This is a genomic window from Candidatus Baltobacteraceae bacterium (assembly GCA_035502855.1).
Lineage (GTDB): Bacteria > Vulcanimicrobiota > Vulcanimicrobiia > Vulcanimicrobiales > Vulcanimicrobiaceae > Aquilonibacter.
On the sequence record DATJTX010000026.1, the window covers coordinates 22175 to 49049 of the forward strand.

At 62.5% G+C, this 26875-nt stretch carries 24 protein-coding genes; 17 read left to right on the forward strand and 7 right to left on the reverse strand.

Translation table 11 applies throughout. From position 1 onward, the window contains the following. The first annotated feature begins 2 nt into the window (after positions 1-2). From VMF11_10920 to VMF11_10940, 5 genes are all read left to right on the forward strand, one after another. Positions 3-641 (forward strand): hypothetical protein, encoded by a 639-nt coding sequence (locus VMF11_10920; GenBank protein HTU70817.1) that lies wholly within the window; start codon positions 3-5, stop codon positions 639-641. A 131-nt stretch (positions 642-772) separates the two neighbouring features. Then, positions 773-2914, forward strand: coding sequence for a hypothetical protein (locus tag VMF11_10925; GenBank protein HTU70818.1), 2142 nt, complete (start codon positions 773-775; stop codon positions 2912-2914). After that, entirely contained in the window at positions 2907-4832 is a 1926-nt protein-coding gene (locus VMF11_10930) for a RiPP maturation radical SAM C-methyltransferase (protein ID HTU70819.1), read from the forward strand. The genes VMF11_10925 and VMF11_10930 overlap by 8 nt, the downstream gene beginning before the upstream one ends. Further along, positions 4832-6730 carry a RiPP maturation radical SAM C-methyltransferase gene (locus VMF11_10935; protein ID HTU70820.1) on the forward strand — a complete coding sequence of 633 codons (1899 nt, stop codon included), beginning with the start codon at positions 4832-4834 and terminating at the stop codon, positions 6728-6730. The genes VMF11_10930 and VMF11_10935 overlap by 1 nt, the downstream gene beginning before the upstream one ends. Before the next feature lie 12 nt (positions 6731-6742). Then, the gene (locus VMF11_10940; GenBank protein ID HTU70821.1) at positions 6743-7294 is read left to right on the forward strand and encodes a CPBP family intramembrane glutamic endopeptidase; all 552 of its coding nucleotides are present in this window, start codon (positions 6743-6745) and stop codon (positions 7292-7294) included. A gap of 332 nt (positions 7295-7626) precedes the next feature. On the opposite strand, the gene VMF11_10945 is transcribed toward VMF11_10940, so the two are convergent. Beyond that, positions 7627-8172, reverse strand: a complete 546-nt coding sequence (locus tag VMF11_10945) for an NUDIX hydrolase (protein ID HTU70822.1) — start codon at positions 8170-8172, stop codon at positions 7627-7629. A gap of 22 nt (positions 8173-8194) precedes the next feature. Here VMF11_10945 and VMF11_10950 point away from each other — a divergent pair, with 22 nt between their 5' ends. After that, positions 8195-9802, forward strand: a complete 1608-nt coding sequence (locus tag VMF11_10950; GenBank protein ID HTU70823.1) for a 3-hydroxyacyl-CoA dehydrogenase NAD-binding domain-containing protein — start codon at positions 8195-8197, stop codon at positions 9800-9802. 97 nt (positions 9803-9899) lie between these two features. After that, positions 9900-10136, forward strand: a complete 237-nt coding sequence (locus VMF11_10955; GenBank protein ID HTU70824.1) for a hypothetical protein — start codon at positions 9900-9902, stop codon at positions 10134-10136. A gap of 67 nt (positions 10137-10203) precedes the next feature. On the opposite strand, the gene VMF11_10960 is transcribed toward VMF11_10955, so the two are convergent. Together VMF11_10960 and VMF11_10965 are read right to left on the reverse strand one after the other, a co-directional pair. Further along, the gene (locus tag VMF11_10960; protein ID HTU70825.1) at positions 10204-10614 is read right to left on the reverse strand and encodes a hypothetical protein; all 411 of its coding nucleotides are present in this window, start codon (positions 10612-10614) and stop codon (positions 10204-10206) included. A gap of 19 nt (positions 10615-10633) precedes the next feature. Beyond that, complete coding sequence (locus tag VMF11_10965) at positions 10634-11470, reverse strand: PaaX family transcriptional regulator C-terminal domain-containing protein (GenBank protein HTU70826.1); 837 nt, start codon at positions 11468-11470, stop codon at positions 10634-10636. A 44-nt stretch (positions 11471-11514) separates the two neighbouring features. Here VMF11_10965 and VMF11_10970 point away from each other — a divergent pair, with 44 nt between their 5' ends. The 5 genes from VMF11_10970 to VMF11_10990 are packed head-to-tail and all read left to right on the forward strand — an operon-like array spanning position 11515 to position 14983. After that, positions 11515-12636 carry a Phenylacetic acid catabolic protein gene (locus VMF11_10970; GenBank protein HTU70827.1) on the forward strand — a complete coding sequence of 374 codons (1122 nt, stop codon included), beginning with the start codon at positions 11515-11517 and terminating at the stop codon, positions 12634-12636. A gap of 38 nt (positions 12637-12674) precedes the next feature. After that, the gene (locus tag VMF11_10975) at positions 12675-13529 is read left to right on the forward strand and encodes an enoyl-CoA hydratase/isomerase family protein (protein ID HTU70828.1); all 855 of its coding nucleotides are present in this window, start codon (positions 12675-12677) and stop codon (positions 13527-13529) included. 38 nt (positions 13530-13567) lie between these two features. After that, the gene (locus VMF11_10980; protein HTU70829.1) at positions 13568-13984 is read left to right on the forward strand and encodes a hypothetical protein; all 417 of its coding nucleotides are present in this window, start codon (positions 13568-13570) and stop codon (positions 13982-13984) included. A 14-nt stretch (positions 13985-13998) separates the two neighbouring features. Beyond that, on the forward strand, positions 13999-14220 hold the full coding sequence (locus VMF11_10985) for a hypothetical protein (GenBank protein HTU70830.1): 222 nt from the start codon (positions 13999-14001) through the stop codon (positions 14218-14220). A 37-nt stretch (positions 14221-14257) separates the two neighbouring features. Next, positions 14258-14983, forward strand: a complete 726-nt coding sequence (locus tag VMF11_10990; GenBank protein ID HTU70831.1) for an MgtC/SapB family protein — start codon at positions 14258-14260, stop codon at positions 14981-14983. Here VMF11_10990 and VMF11_10995 read toward each other — a convergent pair. Both VMF11_10995 and VMF11_11000 read right to left on the reverse strand, forming a co-directional pair. Beyond that, positions 14974-16662, reverse strand: a complete 1689-nt coding sequence (locus VMF11_10995; protein HTU70832.1) for an ATP-dependent DNA ligase — start codon at positions 16660-16662, stop codon at positions 14974-14976. The two genes, VMF11_10990 and VMF11_10995, sit on opposite strands and share 10 nt — an antisense overlap. A gap of 39 nt (positions 16663-16701) precedes the next feature. Then, positions 16702-17802: an NAD(P)-dependent alcohol dehydrogenase gene (locus VMF11_11000; protein HTU70833.1), complete on the reverse strand. Its 1101-nt coding sequence runs from the start codon at positions 17800-17802 to the stop codon at positions 16702-16704. A gap of 110 nt (positions 17803-17912) precedes the next feature. Between VMF11_11000 and VMF11_11005 the strand changes: the two genes are divergently transcribed. Further along, positions 17913-18191, forward strand: coding sequence for an Lrp/AsnC ligand binding domain-containing protein (locus tag VMF11_11005; GenBank protein ID HTU70834.1), 279 nt, complete (start codon positions 17913-17915; stop codon positions 18189-18191). After that, a complete protein-coding gene (locus VMF11_11010; protein ID HTU70835.1) occupies positions 18191-18550 on the forward strand; it encodes a hypothetical protein in 360 nt (119 codons plus the stop codon). Before VMF11_11005 ends, VMF11_11010 begins: the two co-directional genes overlap by 1 nt. Positions 18551-18556: 6 nt before the next feature. Here VMF11_11010 and VMF11_11015 read toward each other — a convergent pair whose 3' ends face one another. Continuing rightward, the gene (locus VMF11_11015; GenBank protein ID HTU70836.1) at positions 18557-20254 is read right to left on the reverse strand and encodes a serine hydrolase domain-containing protein; all 1698 of its coding nucleotides are present in this window, start codon (positions 20252-20254) and stop codon (positions 18557-18559) included. A gap of 31 nt (positions 20255-20285) precedes the next feature. Then, the gene (locus tag VMF11_11020; protein ID HTU70837.1) at positions 20286-21305 is read right to left on the reverse strand and encodes an MBL fold metallo-hydrolase RNA specificity domain-containing protein; all 1020 of its coding nucleotides are present in this window, start codon (positions 21303-21305) and stop codon (positions 20286-20288) included. 82 nt (positions 21306-21387) lie between these two features. Here VMF11_11020 and cysK point away from each other — a divergent pair, with 82 nt between their 5' ends. Genes cysK through metH form a run of 3 tightly spaced genes read left to right on the forward strand, consistent with a single transcriptional unit; the run spans position 21388 to position 26859 of the window. After that, complete coding sequence (gene cysK, locus VMF11_11025) at positions 21388-22353, forward strand: cysteine synthase A (protein ID HTU70838.1); 966 nt, start codon at positions 21388-21390, stop codon at positions 22351-22353. Continuing rightward, a complete protein-coding gene (locus VMF11_11030; GenBank protein HTU70839.1) occupies positions 22353-23318 on the forward strand; it encodes an asparaginase in 966 nt (321 codons plus the stop codon). Before cysK ends, VMF11_11030 begins: the two co-directional genes overlap by 1 nt. Positions 23319-23340: 22 nt before the next feature. Next, positions 23341-26859: a methionine synthase gene (gene metH / locus VMF11_11035; GenBank protein ID HTU70840.1), complete on the forward strand. Its 3519-nt coding sequence runs from the start codon at positions 23341-23343 to the stop codon at positions 26857-26859. Positions 26860-26875 lie beyond the last annotated feature (16 nt).

Genomic DNA, 26875 nt, shown 5'->3' on the forward strand with positions numbered 1-26875 from the left:
GAATGTCCATCCGCGTCGTTACGGCCGTTATTCTCGCCCTGGTCGTCTCGGCGAGCATCGAAAATGCTCGTGCCGCCTTGACGCCCTTGGCGTTCGATGCCACGTTCGAGGGGCACTTTTGGAACGATTATCAGAAACACGCGTCTGCGCGATTCTCGATTACGCCGAACGCCGACGGTGCTTCGGTACAGTCGGTCGAGAACGGAAAGACGACATCTGGCGAAGTCACGGTCAAGGATGGGCAGCTGTCAGCTGTCTCGGGCGTGTGGGAAATCGAGGCGTATAACGACCTCGTCCGATTGACAGAGGACAACGCAAAGCCGTTTGCGGTCGGTAGTACCTGGCGCAGCAAGGTTCCGGTGCAAGTCGACAATACGCGCTTTGACGATGTCCCCGTTACAGTAACAGTGGCCTCAGTCGATGGGCCTAAGGTCGTACTTCAAGCAACAGGCACGTTGAGCGAAAATGCTATGTTGCGCGGATATTCCACACCCATTGTTCTCGACGTTAGCGCGGCGATGGCCATCGTCGACGGGCAAATCGCAGCAGGGCGCCTCGCCGTTTCCGACGACGTCAAGTCGATGATCGGCGAACAGCAGCTCAATTGGCAATGGACTCTGGCGCCTGCACGATCGATGTGAGGAGAGTCCGGAGCCTATCGTTGGCACTCGTCGTCATGTTTTCTCTTGTGTTACCACGTGGCCTGAAGTCCGGAGCAGAATCCCTCGCGCCTATCGCTGCGCTCGTCGTCGTTACGCAGGACGGCCGCGCGGTGGCCGGTGCAGATGTGATCGACGGCGCTTCCGGTCGGATCCTCGCGACGACGGACCGTAACGGGCGTGCCAACGTGCGGGTCGTGGTGGGCGAACGCATCGTCGCGATCCAAGACAGGACGCGCTCGGCGCCCACGGTCGTTACGACATCCGGTGCGACGATACAGCTGACCATACTCGCGACGATCGCAACGACGGTCAGTCATTCGGCATCGGTGATCAGTTCGAACGGCGAGGACGACGTCAGTACGATCGCCCTCGGTGGGGCACGTGGCGCCGCGCGGTCCTCTCCAATTTCGCGTTCGCCGGGCGAGGGCGGCATGACGTCTCAGTCAGTCGATGGCGTCGCGTTACCTGATCTTCCGGTGGCGTCGGCCGGCGTCGCGAGTAGTATGACGCTCTTCCCTTCAGATCTCGTAACCTCGACGAGCCTTTCGACCGCCGACGACGGTACCGTGAATACGAACATGGGCTTCCTCAAGCCGAGCGATGGGCCTGTGAGGGACCTCGATCTCGCGGCGTCCCAGTTTGACGGCAGTTCGGCTACGGTGCGCGCAGCCGATCGAGTCAACGGCTTCGGCTACGCGATACAACTAGGCATGAACGCGGACGAGGGGGCGCTTGACGGATATTCTGGCCGGGACACGAGCGGGCTCATATACAACCATGCGAGTGATTATCGTGAGTTCGAGTCCTCTCTGGATCTAGAATATGCGCGCGGGGCGACGTTCGCGCAGATCGTCGGATTCTCGGATACGCAGCGGCAAGCGAACGTCAACCGCGATATGCCCGGATCGCTGCCGTTGGGGGTCGGCCCGGGAAACTCGATAGACGGCGCGAGTTCCACGGGATGGGTTTATTTGAGACGGGCGCTCTTACACGGCGACGCGCTTTCGTATCTCGACGTGCATTACGGCGGCGACCTGAACGATGGCGAGAACCAAGCGTTCATCGCTGGAATTCCCGAGCCGAGCGAAAGCGAGTTGAGCTTCTGGGGAGCTAGCAGAAAGCTGCAGTTCGTTCATCCGACATCGACGGGCGATATGAGCCTTTATATGAGCCGCACGACAACGCAGAGTCTTTCGACGTTCGACGAGAGCGGATTCACGGGAGCGACCGGTTCGACCGATGTGGGGCTGCTTTGGAACACCGCAGTGCGTAATACGAAATATCACGTCGCCCTAAGCTCCCAGAATTCCACGGGATTCCTTCATTACGGCGGCCCGTCCGTTTCGATGACCTATGTCCATTCCAACGGCAGCGACGAGGTCTACGCCGAGCTGTTTCGCGGGGCGATTCAGTCTTACGAGGTTGCCGAAGCCGCCGCGAGCACCTTCATTCCGGCGATCGACTCGAGCATCACATGTTCGCCACAGACCGCCACGGCGCAGGCGCCGTCCGTTACCGATGGTCGGCAACCAGTTGGGAACTCCGCCATTTGGCATGCGAGCAAGACGATTTCACGAGTGAAGGTAACGGCCGGCGGCTACGCGAGCGTCATTCAAAATGGCCTCGCACGACAGGTCGCGAGCACTGCGTCCCATGTTCCGGCCGGCTACGCAGCGTCGCTTGCCGGCTTCGCACAGTATGCTTGCCAGAGCAGCGCAGTAACTCACGTCCTTTATCAAAGCTTTCGCAGTGTGCCGCAGCTGCTTCAGATCGACAACTATGTTGCGTTCGAATATCGTAGCGGGATTTTCTTGACACGGACGTACGTCGAGTCGCTTCGTGACGTCGCAACATCGATCGACCCCGCCGGGACGGCGAGCACGATAATTCCGTGGACGCAATTACAAGGCGTCCCGAAGTGGCGCTCCAATCTGCTGTTGGGACTTACGTCCGGCCAGCGTATTGTCGGCGTCGACGTCGCCTACGAGGGTACGAATAACGAGAACCACATCCCCGGATACGTGACCGTCGGCGTCGGAGCACGCCTTCCCGCGCCGCATGGCTATCTGCAATTCGACATCCAGAACCTCTTTGGAACCTACGCTGATCGGTTTGCCACGACATTGGGAGCCACGTCATTTTCGCTCGACGGAATGTCGGTTCCGTACACTGCCACGCCTATCGACCGTACTTGGTCAGTATCCTATCGCTTTGCCGTCGCCAGGCGAAGTCGGGGGACATCAGATGAGTAAAGTGCTTCTGGCATCGCTTCCGTGGACCACGGTGGCCGCGCCGTCGATGCAGCTTGGAACGTTGGTCTCCGTCCTCGAGCGCGAAGACATCATGGTCGAGGCGAAGTCGTTCTACTTTTCCTTTCTCGAGCTTCTGCTGTCGCAACGTAGCGCCGACTTCGGGCTTCAAGACTACGTCGACATTGCGGACATTTCGTTCTTGAACGGACTGGGGGAATGGGTGTTCCTGGTCGAGCCCTATGCCTCGCCTGACGAGCGCCGCGACGAGACATATTGGAACGTTGCAGGTAAGCATATCTCTCCCAGACTGGCGAGCGCCGCCAAGTTCGCGCGCGCACATGCCGCAGGCTTCGTCGAATGGGTGGCGCAAGAGATCGTCCGCGCTGAGCCCGACATCGTCGGCTTCACCAGCACGTTTGCGCAGAATGTCTGTTCGCTGGCGGTTGCGAAGCGCGTCAAGGAACTTCGTCCGCGAGTCGCGACCGTATTCGGAGGTGCGAACGTCGAGAGCGGGATGGGCGCGGCGCTTCACGCGGAATTCGATTGGGTCGACTACGTCGTCCGGGGGGAAGGCGAAGCGGCGCTCCCCGCGCTGGTGCGAGTCGTGGAAGGGGCACGGGTTCCTTCCAGCGTTCCTGGGCTATGCTACCGCGAAGACGGAGCGTCGGTCGCCATGCCGTTCGACATGGGCGCGCAGACTCTCATGGATTCGGTACCGCCTCCAAACTATGACGAATACTTCGAGCGGCTGAGATCGAGCAAGATACGCGCGATGCTCGAACCACTCATCCATATTCCCGTGGAGAGTTCGAGAGGTTGTTGGTGGGGCGAGAAGCACCATTGCACGTTCTGCGGACTAAATGGTCAGACGATGGCATACCGCAGCAAGAACGGGGACAATTTCGCGGACGAGATTATCGGTCTGAGCCGGAAGTATCGCCGCCTTCTATTTCACGGCGTAGACAACATCCTAGACCTCAAGTTCTTCAAGTCGTTCCTTCCGCGAATGCAGGCCGCTCGTGCCGAGGGCTTGGACTTCCGCTTCTTCTTCGAAACGAAAGCCAATCTGCGTAAGGAGCAGCTGCAAATGATGGGGAAGGCTGGCGTCTATCGGTTCCAACCCGGAATCGAGGCGCTCAATACGTCGATTCTGCGACGGATCGACAAGGGCGTTACGGCCATTCAAAACGTACGTCTGCTGAAATGGGCGCGCGAACTCGGAATGGGAGTTGACTGGCATCTGATCTACGGATTTCCAGGCGAGACGGTGGAGAACTGGAACGAGGTCCACGACATGATTCCGCTCATCAGCCATTTTCAGCCGCCGCGCCTCATTGGACTTCTTTTGGAGCGGTTCAGCCCGTATTTCGACGACCCTGACAAGTACGGAATAAAGATGGGCGAGGCTGCGTCCTGGTATCGTTCGCTCTATCCTCTCCCGCCCGAGAGGGTCACCGAATTGGCCTACTACTTTCAATACACGGCGCGGGACACGGTTTCTCCCGAGACCATCGCACGAGTCCAAAGGCGGCTCGACGAGATCTGGAACGACGAGACGTTCGTGCATAGTTCATTCAAGTATACGGTCGGGCCGGGATTCGTCGAAATCAAAGACCGACGCGTCGGGCTTCCGGCCCAGGATATCGTGCTCTCCGCGCTTCCCGCGCATATCTTTCTCATTTGCGATAACGCGGTGACGCCGCTCGAAATCGAGAAGTGGCTTGCCTCGAACGAGGCGCCGTTCGAGTATTCGCAGGAGATCATCCTAAAGATCCTCGACGAACTTCATTCGCGGAGAATCCTGTTCCGCGAGGGCGAGCGCTGGATCGCGCTCGCGACGGCGCGCACTCCGGTAGACGGCCCTGCGGCAAAACCGCTGTGGGAGACTTCATCCGTCCGCCCGCTAGCAGCTGTGTGATGAAGCGGCATAGTGTTTTGCTGGTCTCCCAGCCCTGGGCGTTCGTTCACGTTCCGTCGATTCAGCTCGGCGTGTTGCTTTCCAGCCTCAGGCGTGCCGGGATAGACGCGACCGCCGCTTCGCTGTACCTCGACTTCATGCATCTGTTGAAGGCGAAGAGTCGTGACTCGGCCGATGCGAGCGGCCGTTTTACGGTTGACAGCTATACGTCCATCTCGAATCTTTCGTTCCTGACGGGCATTGCGGAGTGGGCTTTCGCGTTCCCGCCGATCGCCGTGCACACGGAAGAAGAAGACGAAGCCTTTCTTCGGTGCGCCGAGCGTCGTTGCGGCCCGCGCGTCATCGCTACGGCCAGGATGGCACGTGCTCACGCCGAGGAGTTTCTTTGTGGCGCCGTCCAAAATGTAATCGATTCAGGCTGTACGATTCTCGGCATTTCGTCATGCTATTCGCAGACCGCTGCATCCTTGCAGTTGGCGATGCGCGTCAAACAGATCAAGCCCGAGGTCGTCATCGTCATGGGCGGAGCAAGCTGCGAGGCCGACATGGGGGCGGCATTGCACGAGAGCTATACGTATCTGGATTACGTGTTGCGCGGTGAGGCGGAGGATACGTTGCCGCAGCTCGTTCGTGCTATTGAAGGGCAGTCGGGATTCGAGGAGATCGCGGGATTGTGCTACCGCGCGGCGGATGGGAGCACGAAATGCGTCGGCGATGGAGCTACGATGACGTCGAAGATGGACGACGTGCCGATACCCGAGTACGATGAGTACTTCGAGCATCTGAAGCGGACAAACTTCGCGGCCGATGTGAACAGCTACGTCATGATTCCGGTGGAGAGTTCACGCGGATGCTGGTGGGGAGCCAAGAACCACTGCAAGTTCTGCGGCATCAACGGTGGAAGCATGGCGTATCGCAGCAAGTCTCCCGAGCGGTTTGTGAGCGAGGTTGAGGGCCTGTGCGTCAAACATCGGAATCTGCTTTTCCAGGCGACGGACTCGATATTGGATCTTCGCTACTTCGAATCGGTGTTTCCGCGGTTTCGGGACATGCGCGAGCGTGGCATCGATCTCTATTTCTTCTATGAGACGAAGGCGAATCTGCGCAAGCAACAGGTTGCGCTTTTGCGGGAAGCAGGCGTGCAGGTGATGCAGCCGGGCTTGGAGAGCCTGAGCACCAACGTGTTGCGTCTCATGAACAAAGGTGTGACGGCTCTTCAGAACATCCGGCTGCTGAAATGGGCGATGGAATACGAAATAGATGTCGAGTGGAACATCATCTGTGGCTTCCCCGGCGAGACGGCGGCCGATTACGCTATCATGACGGAGTTGATTCCGATGCTGACCCACCTCCATCCGCCAGACGTCATCCAAATGCAGCTTCAGCGCTTCAGCCCATATTTTGAAAAGGCCGACGAAAACGGCGTGCGAATTCTCGGCCCCGCGTCGTGGTATAAGTTCGTCTTTCAGAAGGACGACCAGACGGTTTGGCGTCTTGCGTACAACTTCGAACACGAGTGCGAATCCGCAGTGGCCACGGACGAAGTTCGGGCGCTGAAGGAGCTGGTCAAGCGCAATTGGGACAAGCGCACGTATCGCAAGGGGCAGAGTACGCTCGCGTATTGGCGAGGTCCAGGCTTTCTGACGCTGCGGGATCGTCGGCTCGGCCTCCCCGCGCAAGATTTGCGCATCGCCGGTTTGGCCGCATCGGTCTACACGCTGTGCGACGAAATCTTGACTCCCTCGATGGTCGTTGATTCGCTCGGCAAGGCGACTATCGTCGAAGTGCAACAGATCCTATCTTTCTTCGTGAAAAAGAAATTGATGGTCGAGGAGAACGGGCAGTACCTCGCTCTTGCCACCGCATATCGCGCGGCTCCGGTCGCCGCATCCGCATAAGCGCTGGAGAAGATGCACGTAACCCCTGCGTCCGTCCTCGCGTTGACCGCGATCGTCGAGGGGGCGCCGCTCCTCGCCGGGATATTAGGCTTCTGGAATATTCGGCAAGTATTTGTCGGACCGGTCCGACCGGCGGGTTGGGTGCTCGCCGTCTTAGTTCCCGTTGCTTATATCGCGACGACCTATGCGATGGAACCGGGGATCGCCGCTTTCGCGTTTGGGCCATGGCCGCTCAAGGGGCTCGCGCTGCTCGCGGCCGTAACGGGAGCGTTTACCGAGGAACTGCTCTTCCGCAGAATGTTGATTGAGATCCTTCTGCGTCGTCGCATACCGCGCATCGCGGCGGCGTTGACCTCGGGCATCGCCTTCGGCATCGCGCACTTAGTGTGGTCCCCGACCTCTCCCGCGCTCGTTGTCGGTTTTACCGGCGCATTGGGCTTCGCCCTCGCGATGACGTATCTTTTGGGCAATAGGAGACTATTGCCGTGCGTCCTAGCTCACTTCGCCATTGACGCCGTACTTGAGCCGGGCTTGCTGCACTTTGCGCTCGCTTCGCACCCTTGAGAAAAAGCGGTTTCGCTTTACTTCGTTCGCCCTGATCATTCCGACGCGGAAGAGGGCAACGTACAACGAAGCGGAGCTTTGGTAATTCACGGGCGCTGCGCTAGAACGTCGATCGTGGCGACTTAGGCCAACTCGAAAATAAGGGGTCAAACGGCCCCGCCATTGGCGTAGGGACCGCCGCGCCCGCGGCCACGCGGCAATGAAAACGAGTAGAAAAGAGAGGCCCCGGTGCCAACCTGTTGGCCTTTGATCTAGCTACCATACGGGTTACCCTCGTGTGGCGGGGTGACGAGCGCGTCGGGGGTAAAAGACGCCTAGACGTCTTTCTTGACTTAGCTTCCGAGGCGATCGAGGGCGGCGTAGGCAACCGCGACGCACGAGATCGCCCCAAACGCGCCGCCGCGCAGCATCGGCCGGATCTCGGCGAGCGGTACGGTATAGGGTTCGATCGATTCGGTGAGGTCCAGCTCTTGCGGATGCGTGCAAATCGCGTCATGGGCCAAGTAGCCGTACATCCGGCTATTCGAGCGCACGGGCTCCGCCGGGACGGCCGAGAGTAACTCCCAGCGCGCGGCCGTGTAACCGGTCTCTTCGGTCAGCTCGCGCTGCGCGCAGCAAAGCGGGTCTTCGCCCGGAGCAATGCTTCCGGCGGGCAGCTCGACGATCACCTCGTCGATACCGTAGCGGTACTGGCGCACCAGCACGACCTCACGTGCAGGCGTGAGCGCAAAGACCATTACGAACCCGTGCGATTCGCGCACGTAGTAATTGGGAAGCACGGCGCCGCTCGGCAGCTCGATCTCGTCGCTGCGAATGCGCAGGTGCTCGGACTCGATGAGGTAGGTCGAGGAGCGAACGCGCCAGAGCGGTTTTTCCATACGACCGCGAAGTTCAGAATCCGTGGAAGATCTCATGCTGGTCGTGGGCGCGGGAACGATGGGCGCCGGAATCGCCTACGTGGCCGCCGCGGGCGGATATACCGTCGAACTGATCGAGCCGGATTCCGGGGTGCGCGAGCGCGCGAGCGCGCGGATCGCGAAGGACGCCGAACGCGCCGGGACGCCCGACGTGCTCGCGCGGGTGCGGTTTCATTCCGTGATTCCCGCGCGCAGCGAAGCGGCGATCGCGATCGAGGCCGTTCCGGAACGGCTCGATCTCAAGCGCGAGGTCTTTGCCGCGCTCGAGGCGGCGTTAGGGCCCGATGCATTGCTCGCCACCAACACCTCGTCGCTCAGCGTGAGCGAGATCGCGCAGCATTGCCGTCACCCCGAGCGCGTGGTGGGACTGCATTTCTTCAACCCGCCGGCGGCGATGAAGCTGGTCGAAATCGTGGAGACCGAACACGCGTCGGACGACGCGCTCGATCGCGCCCGCACGATCGTGGAACGCATCGCCAAAACCGCCGTCGCCTGCGCCGACACACCGGGCTTCATCGTGAACCGGGTTGCGCGTCCGTTCTATTTGCAATCGATGCGCGCCCTCGAGCGCGGCGTTGCGCCGATCGAAGAGCTGGACGCGCTCGCCCGCGGCGCCGGCTTTCGCATGGGTCCGTTCGAATTGATGGACCTCATCGGTCTGGACATCAACCTCGCGAGCAGCGAATCGGTCTACGAACGGCTCGAGGCCGAACGCCTCGCGCCGCGGCCGATGCAGCGCCAACTGGTCGCGCAAGGGCGGCTCGGACGCAAGACCGGTTCGGGATTCTACGCGTACGAGGACGGGCGGTACGCGCGACTCGATCTCTTCTCGGGGATACAAGAGCGCAGCGATCCGCTCGAAGAGTTCGTTGCCGTCGTCGGTTTCGGCGGGACCGCGGACGATCTGGCGAGTGCGCTCGAGCCGCGTTGCGAGCGCGTGCAGCGCGTGGAGAACGACGACTTGCTCGATCGCCTCGATCCGGAGGTGACGCTGGTGATCGACACGGGTGACGGGTCCAACGATCGCGCCGAGATCGTGATCGCGCTCGATCGCCGACTCGAGCCGTCGACGATCATCTTCGTCGATGCGTACGCGACCGATCTCGGGGCGTTGCGCGCGCGGTTACAACATCCGCAGCGCGTCGTCGGCTTCGGTGTTCTCGGCGCCTTCAACGATCAGCGCGCGGTCGAGATCGTCGACTCCGATGCGGCCAGCGACGACGCGCTCGCATTGGCGCAAGAGTGTTTCGAAGCGGTCGGAAAGGTCGTCGTCTTGGTCGAGGACGTTCCCGGACTTTTCCTCGGGAGGGTCGTCGGCTCGATCGTCAACGAAGCGATGATTGCGGTCGCCGAAGACGTTGCTTCGCCGGACGACGTCGACCTGGCGATGCAGCTCGGCGTCAATTATCCGCGCGGTCCGATCGAATGGGGACGCGAGATCGGCGGTGCGCGCATCGCGCGCATTCTCCAGCGGCTTGCCGGCGCCGAAGGCGAGGAATTCGCGCCGCATCGCTCGCTGTGGGTACTCGATGCGCCGCCGGAGGGTTCCGAGGAAGCGGAAACGGCGCCCCTGAACAGTTTTCCGGCGTGAGGAAAGAACGATCGAACCTCTGAAAATCGGCCATCACTACGACACGACCTACGGCACGCTCTGGAAGGACGGCACCTATTTCCCGCGCGGAACGCGCGTGACGGTGGTCGGCGTGCATCTCAATCAGGGGTTCTGCGTCCGCTTCCCGGCCGAGATCGACGGCGAACCGCTCGAGACCTGGGAAGATTGGAGTGAAGCCGATTTTTTGGCTGAGCACGGGTCGATCGCGCCGCCGCGAGAACCGCTGTCCGGCAACGTGCTCAGCGAAGCGCGCGAAGTGCTCTCCGATGCGGAAGACGGCTGTCATCTGCACCTGCACGACGATATGGACTGATTTAACTTGTCATCCTGAGCGAAGCGAGCGAAGTCGAAGGACAACGCTCAACCAAAGCATCGCTCGATCAGAAGCTGAAGACGACGCCTTCGAACCAGAGATAGCCGCAGATCCATTGGTTCTGCGCGGTCGATCCCGGCGCCGACGGCGTGTATGAGGTGTTGAAGCAGTAGTTCGTCGCCGGGGTGAGATTGCTGAACGTGGTCGATCCTGTCGCGTCCGTGACCTGGGTCGTGATCAGCGTGCCGTAGTGCCCGTTGACGTCGGTGTAGAGGTTGACGGGCTGATTGGGGATCGGCGAACTGCTCACGTACACCGCGACCTGCGCAGCCGAGGCACTGGGGTTCGGCGTCGGTGTCGAAGCCGTGCTGGTGGGTGCGGGCGTTCCGTAGAGGTCTTCCGGGTTGTAGCCGCTGTTGCACGCAGCGAGTGCGAGCGCCGTGACGGCGAACGCGATCAGGAGGATCCGTTTGGGCATGGCGGCGGAGCTTCGACGCCTATCCGGCCCCCGCCTTGCCCGTCACGCTCAGGAAAAACCGGCGCGATTTCTGCTCGATCCTGCGGTAATATTCGCGAAAAATCGCGGCCGCTCGGGTCCCCGGCCAGTGTGCCGGGAGCAGCGATGCGGGCAGACCGGGATCGACGTAGGTGAGTTTGCGATAGTCGTGCACGAGCCAGAGGCGTTCGACGAACGCGCCCCGGTCGGTGAGCTTGGTTTCGCGTTCTTCGCGCTCGAGGCGAGGGGCATAGGCAGCGATGAAGTCGTCGTATGCGGCCGCGATCGCGTCGAGATCCCAGCATCGCTGCAGCAACTCCCGATCGTTCCCCGGGCCGGCAAAGTCACAGACGAACAGGTCGATGTCGGCATCGACGCCCGCGTTTTGCGCTGCTTCGCGCACGGCCTCGAGCGCATCGTGCGGCGAGATCCACGTCGAAGAAGAAAGTGGCGCCCAACCGAGCAAGGCAAGTTCCTTGCGCAAACGGTCGCGCCCCGCGCGCCGCGATTCGGCGATGCTGTAGGTGAGCAGACGCCAGCGTCCATCCCACGCGACCAGCGGCCCGTAGATCCGTGGGCTCAATTCCTCGATCCGACGCCGTCCACGCTCGGTTACCGCGTAGTTCGAGCGGTTTCCGAGTTTTTGGGCCCGCAGCCACCCTTGCCGCGACATCCGCGAAACCGCTTGCCGCACCGCCGGCTCCGAGAGGCCGAACGATGCCATCAGCAGGATCAAACTCCCGATCGGCAGGGCTTCCTCGCCCGGTTGGCTGTGCACCAGGTCGCCGTACAGGGTGAAGATGAACGAGTTCGGCCTCTTTACTTTCCGTTCCGACATGCGTAGTATGACAGTATTCTCACGCCAAATAGAAAATCCGTCACATGCGCATCGCGACCTTCGACGACTGGCTGGACCTGCTCAAGGAGTGGCAGCACGACATCGGGCTCGATCCGGAGCTGATCGAGCGCTACGTGCCGGGCTATGCGTTCGAGGCGAAATACGGCGCGTTGCCGACGCCGGAGATTTACTTCGGCGATTTCAAGGGCGAGCGGCGTTGGGAAACCGTGCGCGAGATCCCGGACCAGCGCATGCGCGATGCGCTGCTGAACATGATCGTTTTTCAGGGCGACACCGAGTTTGCTTCCAACGAGCAGCAGCGCTTTCTGGTCGAGCGCGCACCGTCGGAATACGATCTGGCCTCGCTCGTGCGCATCATGGCCGAGGAGACCCGCCACGGCTACCAGATGTGTCACGTATTGATCCATCATTTCGGCAGCGAAGGCAAGATCGAGGCGCAGAAGCTGCTCGAACGGCGCGCCTTCGGCAAGAAGAATCGGCTGCTCAACGCGTTCAATGACGACGTTACGCACTGGCTCGATTTCTTCGCGTATACGAATTTCATGGACCGTGACGGGAAGTTTCAGTTGACGATGCTCTCGCACTCGGGTTTTGCGCCGCTCGCGTCGTCGGTCGGTCCGATGCTGCGCGAAGAATCCTTCCATATGGGGACCGGTATCACGGGGTTGCGCCGCATTGCGCAAGCGGGCGTCATTCCGGTGGAGATCCAGCAGAAGTATTACAACAAGTGGATCTCGGGCTCTCTCGATCTCTTCGGCACCGACCATTCGGGTTCGGCGCAGTGGGCGTATGCATGGGGCATCAAAGGGCGCGTCGACGAGGATAAGGCCGGCGAGGCGGTCGACCGCGAGCATCTCAACGAGCGTGCGCGCGCCCAGTTCCATGCCGAGGTGCAGGCGACGGTCGACCGTGTCAACGAGGTCAACGTGAGCGAGGTCGGGTTCTACGTTCCCGACATGCGCTTCAACCGCCGGATCGGCGCGTTCGCCGGGAAACGCTACGCGGTCGACGGGCGCGAATTGACGGAGCACGAGTGGGAAGCCTACGCACCGACGGTGTTGCCGACGCCGGCCGACGAGGTCGCGCTGGCGGAATTTTTCAAGAACCCCGAGTGGATAGCACCCCGTGTGTCATCCCGAACATAGCGAGCAACGTGAGTGAAGTCGAGGGACAGCTACCAATCATGGCAACGACCAACGGTATAGCAACACAAACGCCCTTCGGGCGCGAGCTGCGGACCTTCGCAGGGAAGCCGGTCGTCAACGCCTGGAAAGACGGGCATCTCGCCTTCATCGAGATGGACGACCCGCCGGCAAACACCTATACGCATGAAATGATGCGTCAGCTCGACGACGCGATTCTCGACGCGCGCTTCGATCACGATGTTGAAGTCATCGTGCTGACCGGCAAGGGTGAGAAGTTCTTCTCGGCCGGCGCAAACGTTGCGATGCTCAACGCGGTCACGCCCGAGTTCAAGAACATGTTCTGTTTGCACGCCAATGAGACGCTCAATCGATTGGAACAGACCCCGAAACTCGTGATCGCCGCAATCAACGGCCATTGCGTGGGCGGCGGCCTGGAGATCGCGATGGCCGCGGACATCCGTATCGCGCGCAAAGATGCCGGAAAGATCGGGCTACCCGAGGTCGCGCTCGGCGTGCTGCCGGGCACCGGGGGAACGCAGCGGCTGGCGCGACTGGTCGGGAAAGCTCGGGCGATCGAGCTCATGGTCATCGGAAAGACGTTCAGCTTCGAGCAGGCGTTGGATTGGGGTATCGTCAGCGACGTCTACGAAGGCTCGGCCGACGAATTCCGCGCGGCCGTAGCCGATTTTGCACGGCAGTTTTGCACCCCCAACAAGGCGCCGATGGCGGTTGGCCTGATCAAGCGCAGCGTCCAGACGGGCTGGGAGCTTCCGCTCCAAGACGCTCTTGCGCTCGAGCGCGAGCTGCAGTCGCAGCTCTTCAAGAGCGATGACGCCAAAGAAGGCATTGCGGCGTATAATGAAAAGCGGGTCGCCAAGTTCAAGAACAAGTAGGAGGGGCAATGAGGGGAGGGACAATGAGGGGAGCGACAATGAAGGCTTTTGCAATCGCCGGAATCATCTTCGCATCGTGTTTCGCGATCGCGCTCCCGGCCCAAATGGGCTCGATGAACGCAATGGGCTCGATGGGGAAGATGGGCGTCGTGAGCGCGATGCCGACCGTTCACGGCGGAGCGCTCGTCGACGCCAAGGGCATGACGCTCTACGTTTTCGCGAAAGACACGGCCGCGACGTCGAATTGCACCGGCAAGTGCGCGATCATCTGGCCGCCGCTGCTCGCTCCGAGCGGTGCGACGGCATCGGGAAAGTTCTCGATCATCACGCGCAAAGACGGAACGAAACAGTGGGCCTATAACGGGATGCCGCTCTACCTCTTTTCGAAAGATACCGCTCCGGGGCAACAAAAGGGGAACGGCATCAAAGGAGTTTGGAAGGTCGCGCGGCCGTAGCCACGCCCATACTCGTGCGGCGCTGGGAAACATTGACCGCGCTGGCCGCGGTGGTTATCGCCAGCGCCGCAGCGCTCCCCATTCCCGACCGGCTGACGCTCTCGATCGTGTCGGTGGTGTTGCTGGCGCTGGTCAGCGGCTCGATGCTCCTGCGCGGTCTCTCGCAGCGAAAGACGCGCAGTTCCGACGCCGCCGATCGGGCACGTCGAATTCGCGAACGCAGGGACCGTCGCTGATCGCAGGCTGAGCGTTAGTCGCCGCGAAGCCCCCGTGATGAATTTCGCCGTCGAACCGATCGGTGAGAGCTGGCCCCAGCTTGCCGAACTTGGCTTAGCGTTGATTTTGTCGGCTCTGATCGGTCTTGAGCGCGAATACCGTCAAAAGAGTGCGGGGCTCCGCACCTACACGGTGGTCGGGGTCGCGGCCGCGTTGATGATGCTGGTTTCCAAGTACGGCTTTACCGACGTGCTCCTAACCGGTCGAATCGTGCTCGATCCATCGCGGGTAGCAGCGCAGGTCGTTACCGGAATCGGGTTCATCGGCGGCGGCGTGATCTTCATGCGTCGCGATGTCGTCCGCGGACTTACGACGGCTGCGATCGTCTGGCTGACTGCGGCAGTCGGCATGGCGTGCGGGGCGGGGTTGCCGGTGCTCGCAATCGCGGTCACCGCAGCGCATTTCGTCGTCGTTTTCGTCTTTCCGTCGCTGGCTCGTCGCTTGCCGCGGGCGCGCTTTCGCTCGACCCAGCTTCGGTTACTCTACGAATTGGGCCGCGGTTCACTTCGCGACGCTCTCTCGATCTGTACGCACCGCGGGTTCAGCGTTTCGGACCTCAGTGTCCAACATACAGGGGATGGTGCGAACGATGTCGTCAACGTGCTGGTAACCATTCAGGGATCCGGTGACCTCGAGCAACTCGAAGCGCTCATGGTAAAGGTCCCCGGTATGCTCTCGGTCGCGACCGCCGATGCCGGCGAACCGATCGAACGCTATGAGTGAACGCGCTCGCGCTCCAGCATTGCTGCGTAGATCTCTCGAACGCGCGCGATCGTATCGATGTCCGCCGGCGGCTTGTCGTCGCGGATCCGAACGATGCGTGGAAACCGTAGTGAGAAACCGCTCTCGTGCAAATCGCTCTCCTGAATTATGTCGAACGCAACTTCGAGCACGATCTCCGGCTCGACCGGAATCTCGTGCGACCGCGCCTTTTCGCGTTGCGCGTGGGCCGGAAGCGCGTGCTCGAGAAACCGGGGCGTCAGGGCCGCGATCTCGGCGTCGGTGAGGCCCGAGTAGGCTTTGCCGATCGTCAGCAGTTCGTCGTGTTCTCCGCGGACGGCGAAGGTGTAATCCGAGAGCACTTTGGCCCGCTTCCCATGCCCCCACTCGACGGCCACCACGACGACATCGAGCGTGTCGAGTTCGCGCTTGAGTTTGAGCCACCACTTGCCGCGCCGTCCCGGCGCATACGGTGAATCGGCGCGTTTGAACATCGCGCCTTCGTTCCCGCGCGCGCGGGCCGCCTCGAAGCGCGCGTTGATCGTCTCCGGCCCGGCGTCCGGTTCGAGCGTCTCGAACGGCGCGATGCGCAGATGCGCGTTCTCGGCGACCGCCTCGGCCAGGCGTGCGCGCCGCTCGCGCAGCGGCACATCGAGCAAAAATTCGTCGTCGATCGCCATCATGTCGAACGCGACATACTGCAACGGAACCTCCGCGAGCAGAGCCGCATCGATCTCCTTGCGCTGCAAGCGCGCCTGGAGCATCCGAAAGGGAAGCACCTGGCCCTCGCGCATCGCGATGATCTCGCCGTCGAGCATCATGCGGTGAGACTGGCCGTGCAGCGCCTGCGCGATCTCTGGATACGAATGGGTGACGTCGTTGAGCGTACGCGAGAAAAGCGTTACGCGGGCGCCCTCGACGTGCGCCTGCGCGCGAATCCCGTCGTATTTGTCTTCCGCGTGCCAGAGCGCGCCGGTCAGGTCGCGATAGATTTCGCCGTACGGGATTGGAGAAGCAAGCATGAACCCGATCGGTGATCCGTAGCGGATCCGCACTGACGAAAGGTCGCCGTGCTTGGCCGCGACCGCCACCGCGCCGACGTCGCCGGCGATCATGACCGCGCGCCGCACGTCCGGAGCGTGGAGCCCGAACGCTGCGGCAATCGCGTCATCGACCAGCCCGGCGCGCAGTCCGATGCGCAGATCACCGGTCATGATCTTGATCACGTACGTCGCCTCGAGCGGATCGGAACACGCGCCGAGAATGCGTTCGCACAGATGCAGGCGGTGCTTGCGGGCCGACCGTCCCGCCGCCGCCGCGATCTCTTCGAAAAGCGCGCCGAGCGAAGCGGGGGTCAGAGGCTCGCGAAAGAGCCCGAGGTCGTGCGGCTCACGGACGAACGGACCGAGCGCAGCGCCCAGATCGCCATGCTCGCGATAGCCGGCGCGCAGTTGCGCGTCGGTCACGCCCCACGCATACTGGGCGGCTTCGACGATCGCGCTTGCGCCGATCGAGAGCTGCTTTTGCTCGCGCGCGGCAAACGCGTTGCCGGTGAAAAAGCGTGCTGCAGCCGCGAGATTCGCATCGTCGAGCTCGCGAAAATATGCGGCGAGTATTGCGATCTTCTCGAGCTTACTCGCCGTAGCGGCGATAGCCGCGCAGGTGCGCGCGAAGGCGATCATTCCCCAATGATTGCCTGCGCGCGCAATGCGCTCCCGCGTTTACGAGAAGAGGATCAGCGGTTTGATGACGCCGTCGGTCTTCTTGTCCATCATCTCGAATGCCGGTTCCAGTTGATCGAAGCGGAAGGTGTGCGTGGTGAGCGGGGTCGGATCGACGCGGCCGTTCTGCAGGATCGTCAGCAGGCGCTGCATCCGCAGACGTCCGCCCGGGCAGAGGTCGGTCTTGATCGTTTTTTCCGCCATGCCGACGCCCCATGCTTCGCGCGGAATCGGGACGGTATCGCCATGTCCGTGATAGCCGACATTGGAGATCGTGCCGCCTGGCTTTGCGACGCGGATGCAGTTGGCGAAGCTGACCGGATTGCCGAGCGCCTCGATGGCCGAGTCGACACCGATGCCGCCGGTGAGAGCCAGGATGCGCTCGACCGGATCTTCCTTGGTAAGGTCGATCGTGACGTCGGCACCGAAATGCTTGCTCATCTGGAGACGCGACGGGACGGCGTCGACGGTGATGATCAAACCGGCGCCGCGCAACCGCGCACCGGCGGTGGCCATCAGTCCCACCGGGCCTTGCGCAAAGATCGCGACCGTACCGCCGATCGGGATGTTCGCGTTCTCGGCGCCGGCGAAACCGGTCGAAAGCATGTCGGCGCAGTAGACGGCCATCTCGCTGGGGATGCTCGGGGGGATGAGGGCCATGTTCGCGTCGGCTTCATTGACGTGGAAGTATTCGGCGAACACGCCGTCCTTCACGTTGGCGAACTTCCAACCGCCCAGCGCACCGTCGGACTGCGAGGAATGGCCGGCTTGCGAAGCCAGATCGCCCCACGTGGGCGTGATCGCGCCGACGACGACGCGATCGCCGGGCTTGAAGAGTTTGACGTCGGAACCGACCGCGCTGACGATTCCGACCGCTTCGTGGCCGAGGGTGAGGTTCTCACGCGGGCCGATCGCCCCATGGACCGTATGTGCGTCGGACGAGCAGATCAAGGCATGAGTTGTTTTGACGATCGCGTCGGTCGGGCCGGGCGTCGGAACCGGTTTCGTAGCGAAACCGACGTTATCGAGGCCCTGCATGACGAATGCGCGCATCGTTGCCGGGGGCGCTGCCGGGCGCTCCCGCATGGTCGTGGCTGACATATACTATCCTCCGCATCAAGCGTAGGAGCGCTGTGGGAAGAGGGCGGGAAGGCTCATCGGAACCGGTCCTTCTCAAGGTCCGCCGGTGCGCGTCTGCGAAGCCGCTTCTCATGGTTACGGCCTTCATCTTGATGAACGTCTCCCGCACGCATCTCAAATCGATCGCCGACGATCTGCTTGCGATCGACGGAATCGCGGAAGTCTACTCGGTCGCGGGCCCCTTCGACATCATCGCGATCGCCCGCGTGCGCGAGCACGACGAGCTCAACGACCTGGTCACCGAACACGTGGCCGCACTCGAGGGAATCGAGAACACCGAAACGCTGATCGCGTTCAAAACCTTTGCCAAAAAAGATCTCGGCCTACTCTGGGACATAGGAGTCGACTGATGAACGTACGTCGTCCGATCGTCGCCCTCGTTGCACTCACGCTGGCTGCAGCGCCGGTTGCGGCGCTCGCCGACTGCTACATCAACGGTACCGGCGGAATGCAAGCCGAGATCCATACCGCGAAATGTCATGCGAACGGCGGCGCCGGTAGGGTCCGCTGCGATGGCAACACCGAGGGAAATCTGGGGAATATCACGTTTACCTACAGCGACGGCTCCCACAACTACCGCTGCGAGATCAACGTTGCACACGTACACGGGGCCGGATGGCGCTGGGACGTGTCCCACCGGGGGGACTGCGGCGTGCAAAAGAGCGGTCCCGACACGTTCGAGGTGCTGCCGATCGCTCGCCGCCGTTAGGCGAGGTTAGGGAAGCTCGATGCGATAAAGATCCGCGCCGTCGAGCCAGAGCCGCTGCATCTTGCCTTCGAACGGCGTGTCGAAGCGAACCACCGACGGTCCCAACGCAAAGGTTCCGTTGGCCGACGGCCGCAGATGCTGCAGCCCGTCGACGGTGAGACCGCCTTTGACGATGACGATCCGCATCACCAGCGCCGAGCCGAAGATCGAGGTTTCGTAGCGTCCGGTCAACGCGTTCCATGACGCGGGATGCGGGAACGTCGTCGGTCCGGTGTGCCGGGAATTGACATAGTACATTCCCGCGTTGGTAAAGCCGTCGACCGCTTTTGCCTTGTTCCGTTCGAAGGCGACGTAGTAGATCGTGAAGCGCGGATCGTCGGTCCAGAACATGTCGTGTCCCTGCGCGACGAGACGATAGGTTCGTCCGGCGTCGGTGAGCGCGAGGGTGCCGTGCGCGTCGGTGACCTCGACGCTATTGCCGCCGGTCATGTGATATGCCCCGACGTAATCGCTCGAGACGATCGCGGGCGGTGGAATCGGCGGACCGTTCGGCGGCTGCGGCAGCGCTTGCCCCAGGCTCTGCGCGCGCAGCACCGCCATCGCGTATTTCACGATCGCACACGGATGCAGCGGCGCTTCGACGAGATTCGAGAGCGCGATCGCACCGAAGCCGCGCGTGAGGTTGGCTTGGAAGCACGCCGTGTAGCCGGAGACGCCGCCGGTGTGCCCGACGAGATGATCGCCGTCGGTGTGAAAGATCGAGAGGCCGTAGCCGTATTCGTGATAAAAGGCCGGCCACTCGGCTAGCTCCACGTCCTTCGCGACGTCCGGAGCGCCGTTATTGAAATGGTCGGCGGTGGTCATCGCGGCAAAGCTTGCGGGAGAAATCAGCTGGACGCCGCTTGCGGTCTTGCCGCCGTTGAGATAGAGGCGCAGGTAGGCGGCCATATCTCCTGGTGTCGAGATGATCGAGCCGGCCGGATCCACGAAGTCAACATACGGCGAGGGGATCAATACCGGGTTCGGCGGCGTCGCGACGTAATCGCCGTCGCGGAATTGATAGCCGGTGGCGGCGTCGGAGAGCGTGCGATCGTCGAAGATCGCCGAGCTATGCGTCATGCCGATCGGCGCGAAGACGTGGTTCTCGATATCTGACTGCCAGGTCGTGTGCGAAACCGCGGCGACGATCGCGCCGACCGTGGCGAAGCCGTCGTTCGAATACGACCACTGCGTTCCCGGCGTGAAGAGCGTGTGCGCGTTACGCAACGCGGCGATCGCGTAGCCGTACTGTTCGACGGTGTAGTCGTCGGGAATGCCGGCCGTGTGGGAGAGCAGCTGATGAACCAAAATCGGCACGCCGTTACTGTGGATCGACCAAGACGGCAGATACCGTTGCACGCGGGCATCGAGATCGACCAAGCCGCGATCGTGCAGCTGCAAGAGCGCAAGTGTGGTCATCGATTTGGAAATCGAACCGATCGGAAAGCGCGTGTCGGCGGTCACCGGCGTCTTGCTCGCCACGTCCGCCATGCCGACCGTGATGATCGCGAGCGTCTGGGTGCGATCGGTGATCGCCACCGACATGCCCGGCGCGCCTTGTTCGCGCAGCGCCTGCGGCGCATACGCCCGAATCGCGGCGATCGCATCATCGATCGTGGGCGGCGAGGATGTCGTCTGAGCCTGCGCGGGAAGGAGCGTTGCCAAAAAAAACAAGACGGTTAGTGCTGCCGGGATTCTAAAGGAGTGAGAGTTGCGCATGGTCCTCCATATACTCGGCGTCGACGCCGAGCGCACGCAGGCGATAAACGAAATCGCGCCAGCCGTGATTCAGGAGTACTTTGCGCGGCTGCGCGCGTTCCACGTATTGCAGCAGCGCGGGATAGTCGGCGTGGTCCGAGAGCGCGAAGCCGCGCTGCGTTCCATAACGGAAGAGCGCGCCGCGATCGAGTGACCAGCCGGTCAGCACGGCTGTGCGTACCGGTTTGTTGCGCAACGCCTTGGGCAACGCCTTTCCACCCGGCGGCCAGATCAGCACGCTGCGCGCATCGAACGCTTCCGCGTGATACCGCGCGTAGGACGGCATGGAAACGCCGCAGGCTTCGTAGACCTGTGCCAGCGCATCGACCGCATCGTGTACCGTCAGGGCCAATCCGGCGGCGCCGAGAATTGCCATCGCCTCTTGCGCTTTGCCGAGCGAATAGGCGAAAAAAACCGGTACCGCGTCATCTTCCAACGTCTGGCGCGCGAAGGCGACCATCTGTGCCGCGACTTCGGCATGCGGCGGAAAGACATACTGCGGACGGCCGTAGGTACATTCCATCAGTACCACATCGCACGGTTTGACCTCAGGCGGCTCGACCGTGAGCGATTCACGCAGCTTGAAGTCGCCCGTATAGACGAAGCTTCCGCCCTCGCCCTCGATCAGCAGCTGCGCGCTGCCGAGCACGTGTCCGGCTGAAAAGAGCGTGAGCCGGTGGCCACGTTCCTCCCACGGTTCGTTGAAACCGTGCTCCTCGAATTCGACCGGCTGCGCAGGCTCGGACTGCGGCAGGGTCGAGAGCCGGCGCCGCTCGGCACGGCGCGCAAACCGGGTGCGGCAGATGCGGGCGGTGTTCGGCGTCGCGACGACCGTGCGGTGCTCGCGCGCATGGTCGCTATGCCCGTGCGAGACGTAGCAGCGCTCCCGCGAGCGCATGCTGTCGATCCACAGGTCGAGCGCCTCGACGTAAAGGGATTTCTGGGAGAGGGAGAACACCTCTCGAACATTCGTTCGAGGGGCCGACAATCACCTCGCTTGCGCAACACATCCGCTGCGGGAGGGGGTTCAAACAGACACTATGGCACGCATCTACGAAAACTTGGCCGATACGTTCGGCAATACGCCGCTGGTCAAGATCCCGCGGCTCAACAAGGGTCTTCCGGGCACGATCCTGGTGAAGATGGAGTCGTTCAATCCGGCCGGCTCGGTGAAAGATCGCATCGGCGTTTCGATGATCGAAGCCGCCGAGCGCGACGGTCGCTTATTGCCGGGGATGACGATCCTGGAACCGACCAGTGGAAACACCGGCATCGCGCTGGCATTCGTCGCGGCGGCGAAGGGCTACAAATGTATTCTCGTGATGCCCGACACCATGACGATCGAGCGTCGCAATCTGCTCAAAGCGTACGGAGCGCAAGTGATCCTCACCCCAGGCGCCGACGGCATGAAGGGTGCAATCGCGCTGGCCGGCAAGATCTATGCTGATACGCCCAACAAATACTTCATGCCGCAACAATTCGAAAATCCGGCGAATCCGGAAATCCATCGCCGTACGACCGCGGAAGAGATCTGGCGCGACACCGACGGTGCGGTCGACATCTTCATCGCGATGGTTGGAACCGGCGGCACGATCACCGGCGTCGGCGAAGTGCTCAAGGCACGCAAGAAGAACGTCCAGATCATTGCCGGCGAGCCGGAAGGGTCGCCGGTTCTGAGCGGAGGCGCGCCCGGTCCGCACAAGATCCAAGGCACCGGCACGGGTTTCATTCCAAAAGTTCTCGACCAAAGCGTCTATGACGAGGTGATTCGGGTAACCGATGCCGAGGCAATCGCAACGGCGCGGCTCCTCGCGCGCGAAGAAGGCATGCTGGTCGGAATCTCGGCGGGGGCGAACGTCTGGGCAGCGTTGCAAGTTGCTGCGCGTGACGAGAATAAGGGCAAGCTCATCGTGACGATCGGCTGCGATACCGGCGAGCGGTACTTGAGCAACGCCGTCTTTGCCGATCAAGCGGCGGTCGTCGTCGAACCCGCCCTCGTTTCTTGATGGTCGTCGAGGTTACACGCGGCGATCGGGTAGAATCGGTCCACCACGTTGCCCTCTGCGCAGCGAACGCGGACGGCGAGGTGGTACTGCAGACCGGCGATATCGAATCGCCGGTCTTTCTTCGTTCGACCGCCAAGCCGTTCATCGCCGCCGCGGCGATCGATGCGGGAGTGCGCGAAGCGTTCGGCCTCGATCAACGCGAGATCGCGGTAATGAGCGCCTCGCACGTGGGCGAGCCGTTTCATGTCGACGCGGTTCGTTCGCTTCTGAAGAAGATCGGGCTCGACGAATCGGCGCTGCAATGCGGCGAGCAAGAGGGACGTCCGCACGGCTCGATTTACAACAACTGCTCCGGCAAGCACGCCGGAATTCTCGCGCTGTGCCGCGCGCTCGGAAGCGACCCCGCAACGTACATGGCGATCGAGAATCCGGCGCAGCAGCACATCCTGACGTTTTGTGCGCGACTCTCCGGCGACGATCCGGCGAGTTGGCCGGTGGGTATCGACGGCTGTGGCATCCCGGTCTATGCAACCTCTCTTCGCCGCGCGGCGATGGCGTTCGCGCGCTTCGCTTCGCTCGCCCAACTGGAATCGCGCGACGCGATGGCGCTCTTGGTAGTGCGCGACGCGATGATTTCCTATCCGGAATACGTGCACGGAACGGCGGAATTCGACTCGCGCTTGATGGCTGCCGGGGGCGGCTCCATCGCCTGTAAATCGGGCGCCGAGGGCGTGCATGGTTCAGCGCTGATTCCCGAGGGTATCGGGCTCGTCAGCAAGGTTCTCGACGGCGCAGCCCGTGCTCGGGCGCCGCTGACGATGGCGGCGCTGGGCCGGTTGGGCAGCCCGCTCGCCGATGCCGCCGACTTGGGGGGCTTTGCCGCGCCGGTCGTGTATAATCGTGCAGGGCGTGCGGTCGGAGCGATCCGCGTGCGCTCGAACTTCGCCGTCGAAGAAGCGAGTTGATTCGGATACATTGCGCGACTACTTGCGCCTGCTGCAAGAGCGGGTACTGATTTACGACGGCGCCATGGGCACGCAGCTCATGGCGCTCGACTTATCCGCGGCCGACTTCGGCGGCGACCGCTACGCCGGATGCAACGAGGCGCTGGTTCTCGCGCGGCCGGACATCGTGCGCTCGATCCATGCGGCGTACCTGCAAGCCGGCGCGGACGTCGTCGAGACCGACTCGTTCATGGGCTCGCATCTGAAGCTCGAAGAGTACGGCCTGGGCGAGAAGACGCTCGAGATCAACGCACGCGCCGCTGCGCTGGCGCGCGAAGCCTGCGACGCGATCGCAACGCCCGATCGGCCTCGCTTCGTCGCCGGTTCGATGGGTCCGACCGGCATGTTGATCTCCTCGTCCGATCCCGCACTTTCGAAGATCACCTTCGAGGAACTCGCCGCGATCTACGGCGAGCAAGCGCGCGCGCTGGTCGAGGGCGGGGCCGATGTGCTGTTGCTCGAGACGATGCAAGACCTGCTCGAGCTCAAAGCCGCGATCGCCGGCATCGTGCGCGAGTTCGACCGCGGCCTTCGCCGCGTGCCGATCCAAGCGCAGCCGACGCTGATCACCGAAGGACGGATGCTGCTCGGAACCGACATCCGCGCGATCACCGCAACGCTCGATGCACTGCCGATCGACGTGATCGGCCTCAACTGCTCGACCGGCCCCGCGCAGATGCGCGATGCGGTACGCTACCTCGCCGAGAACTCGCGCTGTTTCGTGAGCGTGATCCCCAATGCCGGCCTCCCGTTGATGGGGCCCAAGGGCGAAACCATTTACCCCGAAACCCCGGACGAACTCGCGCGCGAGCTCGGCGACTTCGTCCGCGACTTCGGCGTAAACATCGTCGGCGGCTGCTGCGGCTCGACGCCCGCGCACATCACCGCGCTACGCGACGCGATCGACGAGGCAGCGACGACTGCGGCGCGGGGTCGCGCAGCGAGCGTAACAATCAAAAGCGAGCCCCTCGGCGCCGCTCGGGACAGGCTCCGCGATCCCGTGCCGCAGCAAGCTGCCTCAGCGATGACCGCGATCGCGCTTGAGCAGGAACCGCGGCCGCTGCTCGTCGGCGAACGTATCAACAGCCAGGGCTCGCGCAAGATCAAGCGGCTGCTGCTCGAGGATAACTACGACGAGATCATGCTGGTCGCGCGCGAACAGGTCGAGGGCGGCGCGCACGTGCTCGACGTGTGCTGCGCGCTGACCGAGCGGACCGACGAGGACGGGCAGATGCGTGAACTGGTGCGCCGGCTCGCGCAATCGATCGAGGCGCCGCTGATGATCGACTCGACCGAACCGCGCGTGATGCAGGTTGCGCTCGAGAACTACCCGGGGCGTGCGATTCTGAATTCGGTGCACCTCGAGGCCGGGCGGGCGAAGATCGACGTGGTGCTGCCGCTCGCCAAGGAGCACGGAGCGGCCGTCATCGCGTTGACGATCGACGAGAGCGGGATGGCGAAGACGGCACAGCGCAAGCTGGAGGTAGCGCAGCGCATCCACGGGATCGTGGTCGACGAATACGGGTTGCCCCCGGGCGCGTTGATCTTCGACGCGCTCACGTTCACGCTCGCGACCGGCGATCCCGAGTTCGCGAGTTCGGCGGTGGAAACGATCGAAGGTATCCGCCTGATCAAGCGTGAGTTGCCGGGCGTGCTCACCTCGCTCGGCGTCTCCAACGTATCGTTCGGATTGAAACCGGGAGCGCGTGCGGCGCTCAACTCGGTCTTCTTGCATCATTGCGTGGAGGCCGGACTCGACGCAGCGCTCGTGCACGCCAAGGAGATCTCGCCGTACGCGGAAATCGAACCGAACGTGCGCGAGATCTGCGACGACCTCGTGTTCAACCGTCGCCCCGACGCGCTGCAGCGGCTGATCGAGCATTTCGAAAGCATCATCCCGAGCGAAGTCGAGGGAAGCGCTTCGAACGCGTCCCTCGAAGCCGACCTTCCCGTTGCGCAGCAAATTCACAACGCCATTCTGCGCCGGCGCAAGGACGGAATCGAAGCCAAGATCGACGCGGCACTGCAAGAGCGCGACCCGGTTGCGGTGCTCAACGAGATCCTGCTGCCCGCGATGAAAGAGGTGGGCGACAAATTCGGTTCGGGTGAATTGATCCTGCCGTTCGTGCTGCAATCCGCCGAGGTGATGAAGAAGGCGGTAGCGCATCTCGAGCAGTTTCTCGAGAAGAAGGAAGGCGCGACCAAAGGAACGGTCGTGCTGGCGACGGTCTTCGGCGACGTGCACGACATCGGCAAGAACCTCGTCTACACGATCCTGACCAACAACGGCTACACCGTGCACGACCTGGGCAAGCAGGTCCCGATGAACACGATTCTCGAGAAGGCGGTGGAAACGAACGCCGACGCGATCGGCCTTTCAGCGCTGCTCGTTTCGACCAGCAAGCAGATGCCGATCTGCGTGCAGGAGCAAGACGCGCGCGGCTTGCGCTTTCCGGTGATCGTGGGAGGTGCGGCGATCAATCGCGACTTCGGACGCCGCATCGTGCTGCTCGATGAGGGAGCACGCTTCTTCGAACCCGGATTGTTTTATGCCAAAGACGCGTTCGAGGGATTGGAGATCATGGATCGCCTTACGAACGACGAGCGCGCACGAGAAGCTTTTCTCGAACGCATCCGTAAGGAAGCGTACGCGCAGCGTGACCGCGCCCGCGACGGCGTCGTGACGCACGCCGCGGGACCGTCGACGTCGGCCGTGAAGAGCGAGCACGTCGATATTCCGCAGCCGCCGTTTTGGGGAGCGACCACGATCGAGGGCGTCGATCTGCGCGAACTCTGGCCGTGCTTCGATCTCAAAAGTCTGTACCGCCTTTCGTGGGGCGCGAGCAACACGAAGGGTGAGGCGTTCGAGGCGCTGGTGCGCGACGAGTTCGATCCGCGGCTGCGCCGCTATCAGCGTGAAGCGGAAGCGGGCGGCCTCCTCGAGCCGAAAGTAGCCTATGGCTATTACCCTGCCGCGGGCGTCGGCAACGACGTGATCCTCTACGATCCGGACGACCGCGGGCGCGAGATCGCGCGCTTCCCGTTCGCGCGCCAGGTGGGCGGCGACCATCTGTGCTTGGCCGATTATCTGCGTGAACCGCAGGATGGCCGCGGCATCGACGTCGTCGCATTGCAGGTCGTGACCGTCGGCCGCAGCGCGACCGAGCGCATCGATGGGCTCCAGGCTGCCGGTGATTACAGCGGGTCGTACTTTCTCCACGGCTTTACCGTCCAGTCTGCCGAGGCGTTAGCCGAGTGGACGCATCGCCGGATTCGCACGGAACTTCGCCTCGAACACGGGCGCGGAAAGCGCTATTCATGGGGTTACGGCGCGTGCCCGGATCTCTCGCAGCATGCAATCGCGTTCGGTGTGCTCGGTGCGCAAGAGCGCATCGGTGTCGAGTTGACCGAGGCGTTTCAGATCGTTCCCGAACAATCGACTGCCGCGATCGTGATCCACCACCCGCGCGCTTCGTACTTCAACGCCGCAGCAGTACGTTAGCGGACCCGCAGCGAAG

What these genes read in the sequence shown, in the direction of transcription:
- VMF11_10920 (HTU70817.1), top strand. Translation starts at nt 3, where the DNA reads ATGTCCATCCGCGTCGTTACGGCCGTTATTCTCGCCCTGGTCGTCTCG.
- VMF11_10930 (HTU70819.1), top strand. Translation starts at nt 2,907, where the DNA reads ATGAGTAAAGTGCTTCTGGCATCGCTTCCGTGGACCACGGTGGCCGCG.
- VMF11_10935 (HTU70820.1), top strand. Translation starts at nt 4,832, where the DNA reads ATGAAGCGGCATAGTGTTTTGCTGGTCTCCCAGCCCTGGGCGTTCGTT.
- VMF11_10940 (HTU70821.1), top strand. Translation starts at nt 6,743, where the DNA reads ATGCACGTAACCCCTGCGTCCGTCCTCGCGTTGACCGCGATCGTCGAG.
- VMF11_10945 (HTU70822.1), bottom strand. Translation starts at nt 8,172, where the DNA reads ATGGAAAAACCGCTCTGGCGCGTTCGCTCCTCGACCTACCTCATCGAG.
- VMF11_10960 (HTU70825.1), bottom strand. Translation starts at nt 10,614, where the DNA reads ATGCCCAAACGGATCCTCCTGATCGCGTTCGCCGTCACGGCGCTCGCA.
- VMF11_10965 (HTU70826.1), bottom strand. Translation starts at nt 11,470, where the DNA reads ATGTCGGAACGGAAAGTAAAGAGGCCGAACTCGTTCATCTTCACCCTG.
- VMF11_10970 (HTU70827.1), top strand. Translation starts at nt 11,515, where the DNA reads ATGCGCATCGCGACCTTCGACGACTGGCTGGACCTGCTCAAGGAGTGG.
- VMF11_10975 (HTU70828.1), top strand. Translation starts at nt 12,675, where the DNA reads ATGGCAACGACCAACGGTATAGCAACACAAACGCCCTTCGGGCGCGAG.
- VMF11_10980 (HTU70829.1), top strand. Translation starts at nt 13,568, where the DNA reads ATGAAGGCTTTTGCAATCGCCGGAATCATCTTCGCATCGTGTTTCGCG.
- VMF11_10990 (HTU70831.1), top strand. Translation starts at nt 14,258, where the DNA reads ATGAATTTCGCCGTCGAACCGATCGGTGAGAGCTGGCCCCAGCTTGCC.
- VMF11_10995 (HTU70832.1), bottom strand. Translation starts at nt 16,662, where the DNA reads ATGATCGCCTTCGCGCGCACCTGCGCGGCTATCGCCGCTACGGCGAGT.
- VMF11_11000 (HTU70833.1), bottom strand. Translation starts at nt 17,802, where the DNA reads ATGTCAGCCACGACCATGCGGGAGCGCCCGGCAGCGCCCCCGGCAACG.
- VMF11_11005 (HTU70834.1), top strand. Translation starts at nt 17,913, where the DNA reads ATGGTTACGGCCTTCATCTTGATGAACGTCTCCCGCACGCATCTCAAA.
- VMF11_11010 (HTU70835.1), top strand. Translation starts at nt 18,191, where the DNA reads ATGAACGTACGTCGTCCGATCGTCGCCCTCGTTGCACTCACGCTGGCT.
- cysK (HTU70838.1), top strand. Translation starts at nt 21,388, where the DNA reads ATGGCACGCATCTACGAAAACTTGGCCGATACGTTCGGCAATACGCCG.
- VMF11_11030 (HTU70839.1), top strand. Translation starts at nt 22,353, where the DNA reads ATGGTCGTCGAGGTTACACGCGGCGATCGGGTAGAATCGGTCCACCAC.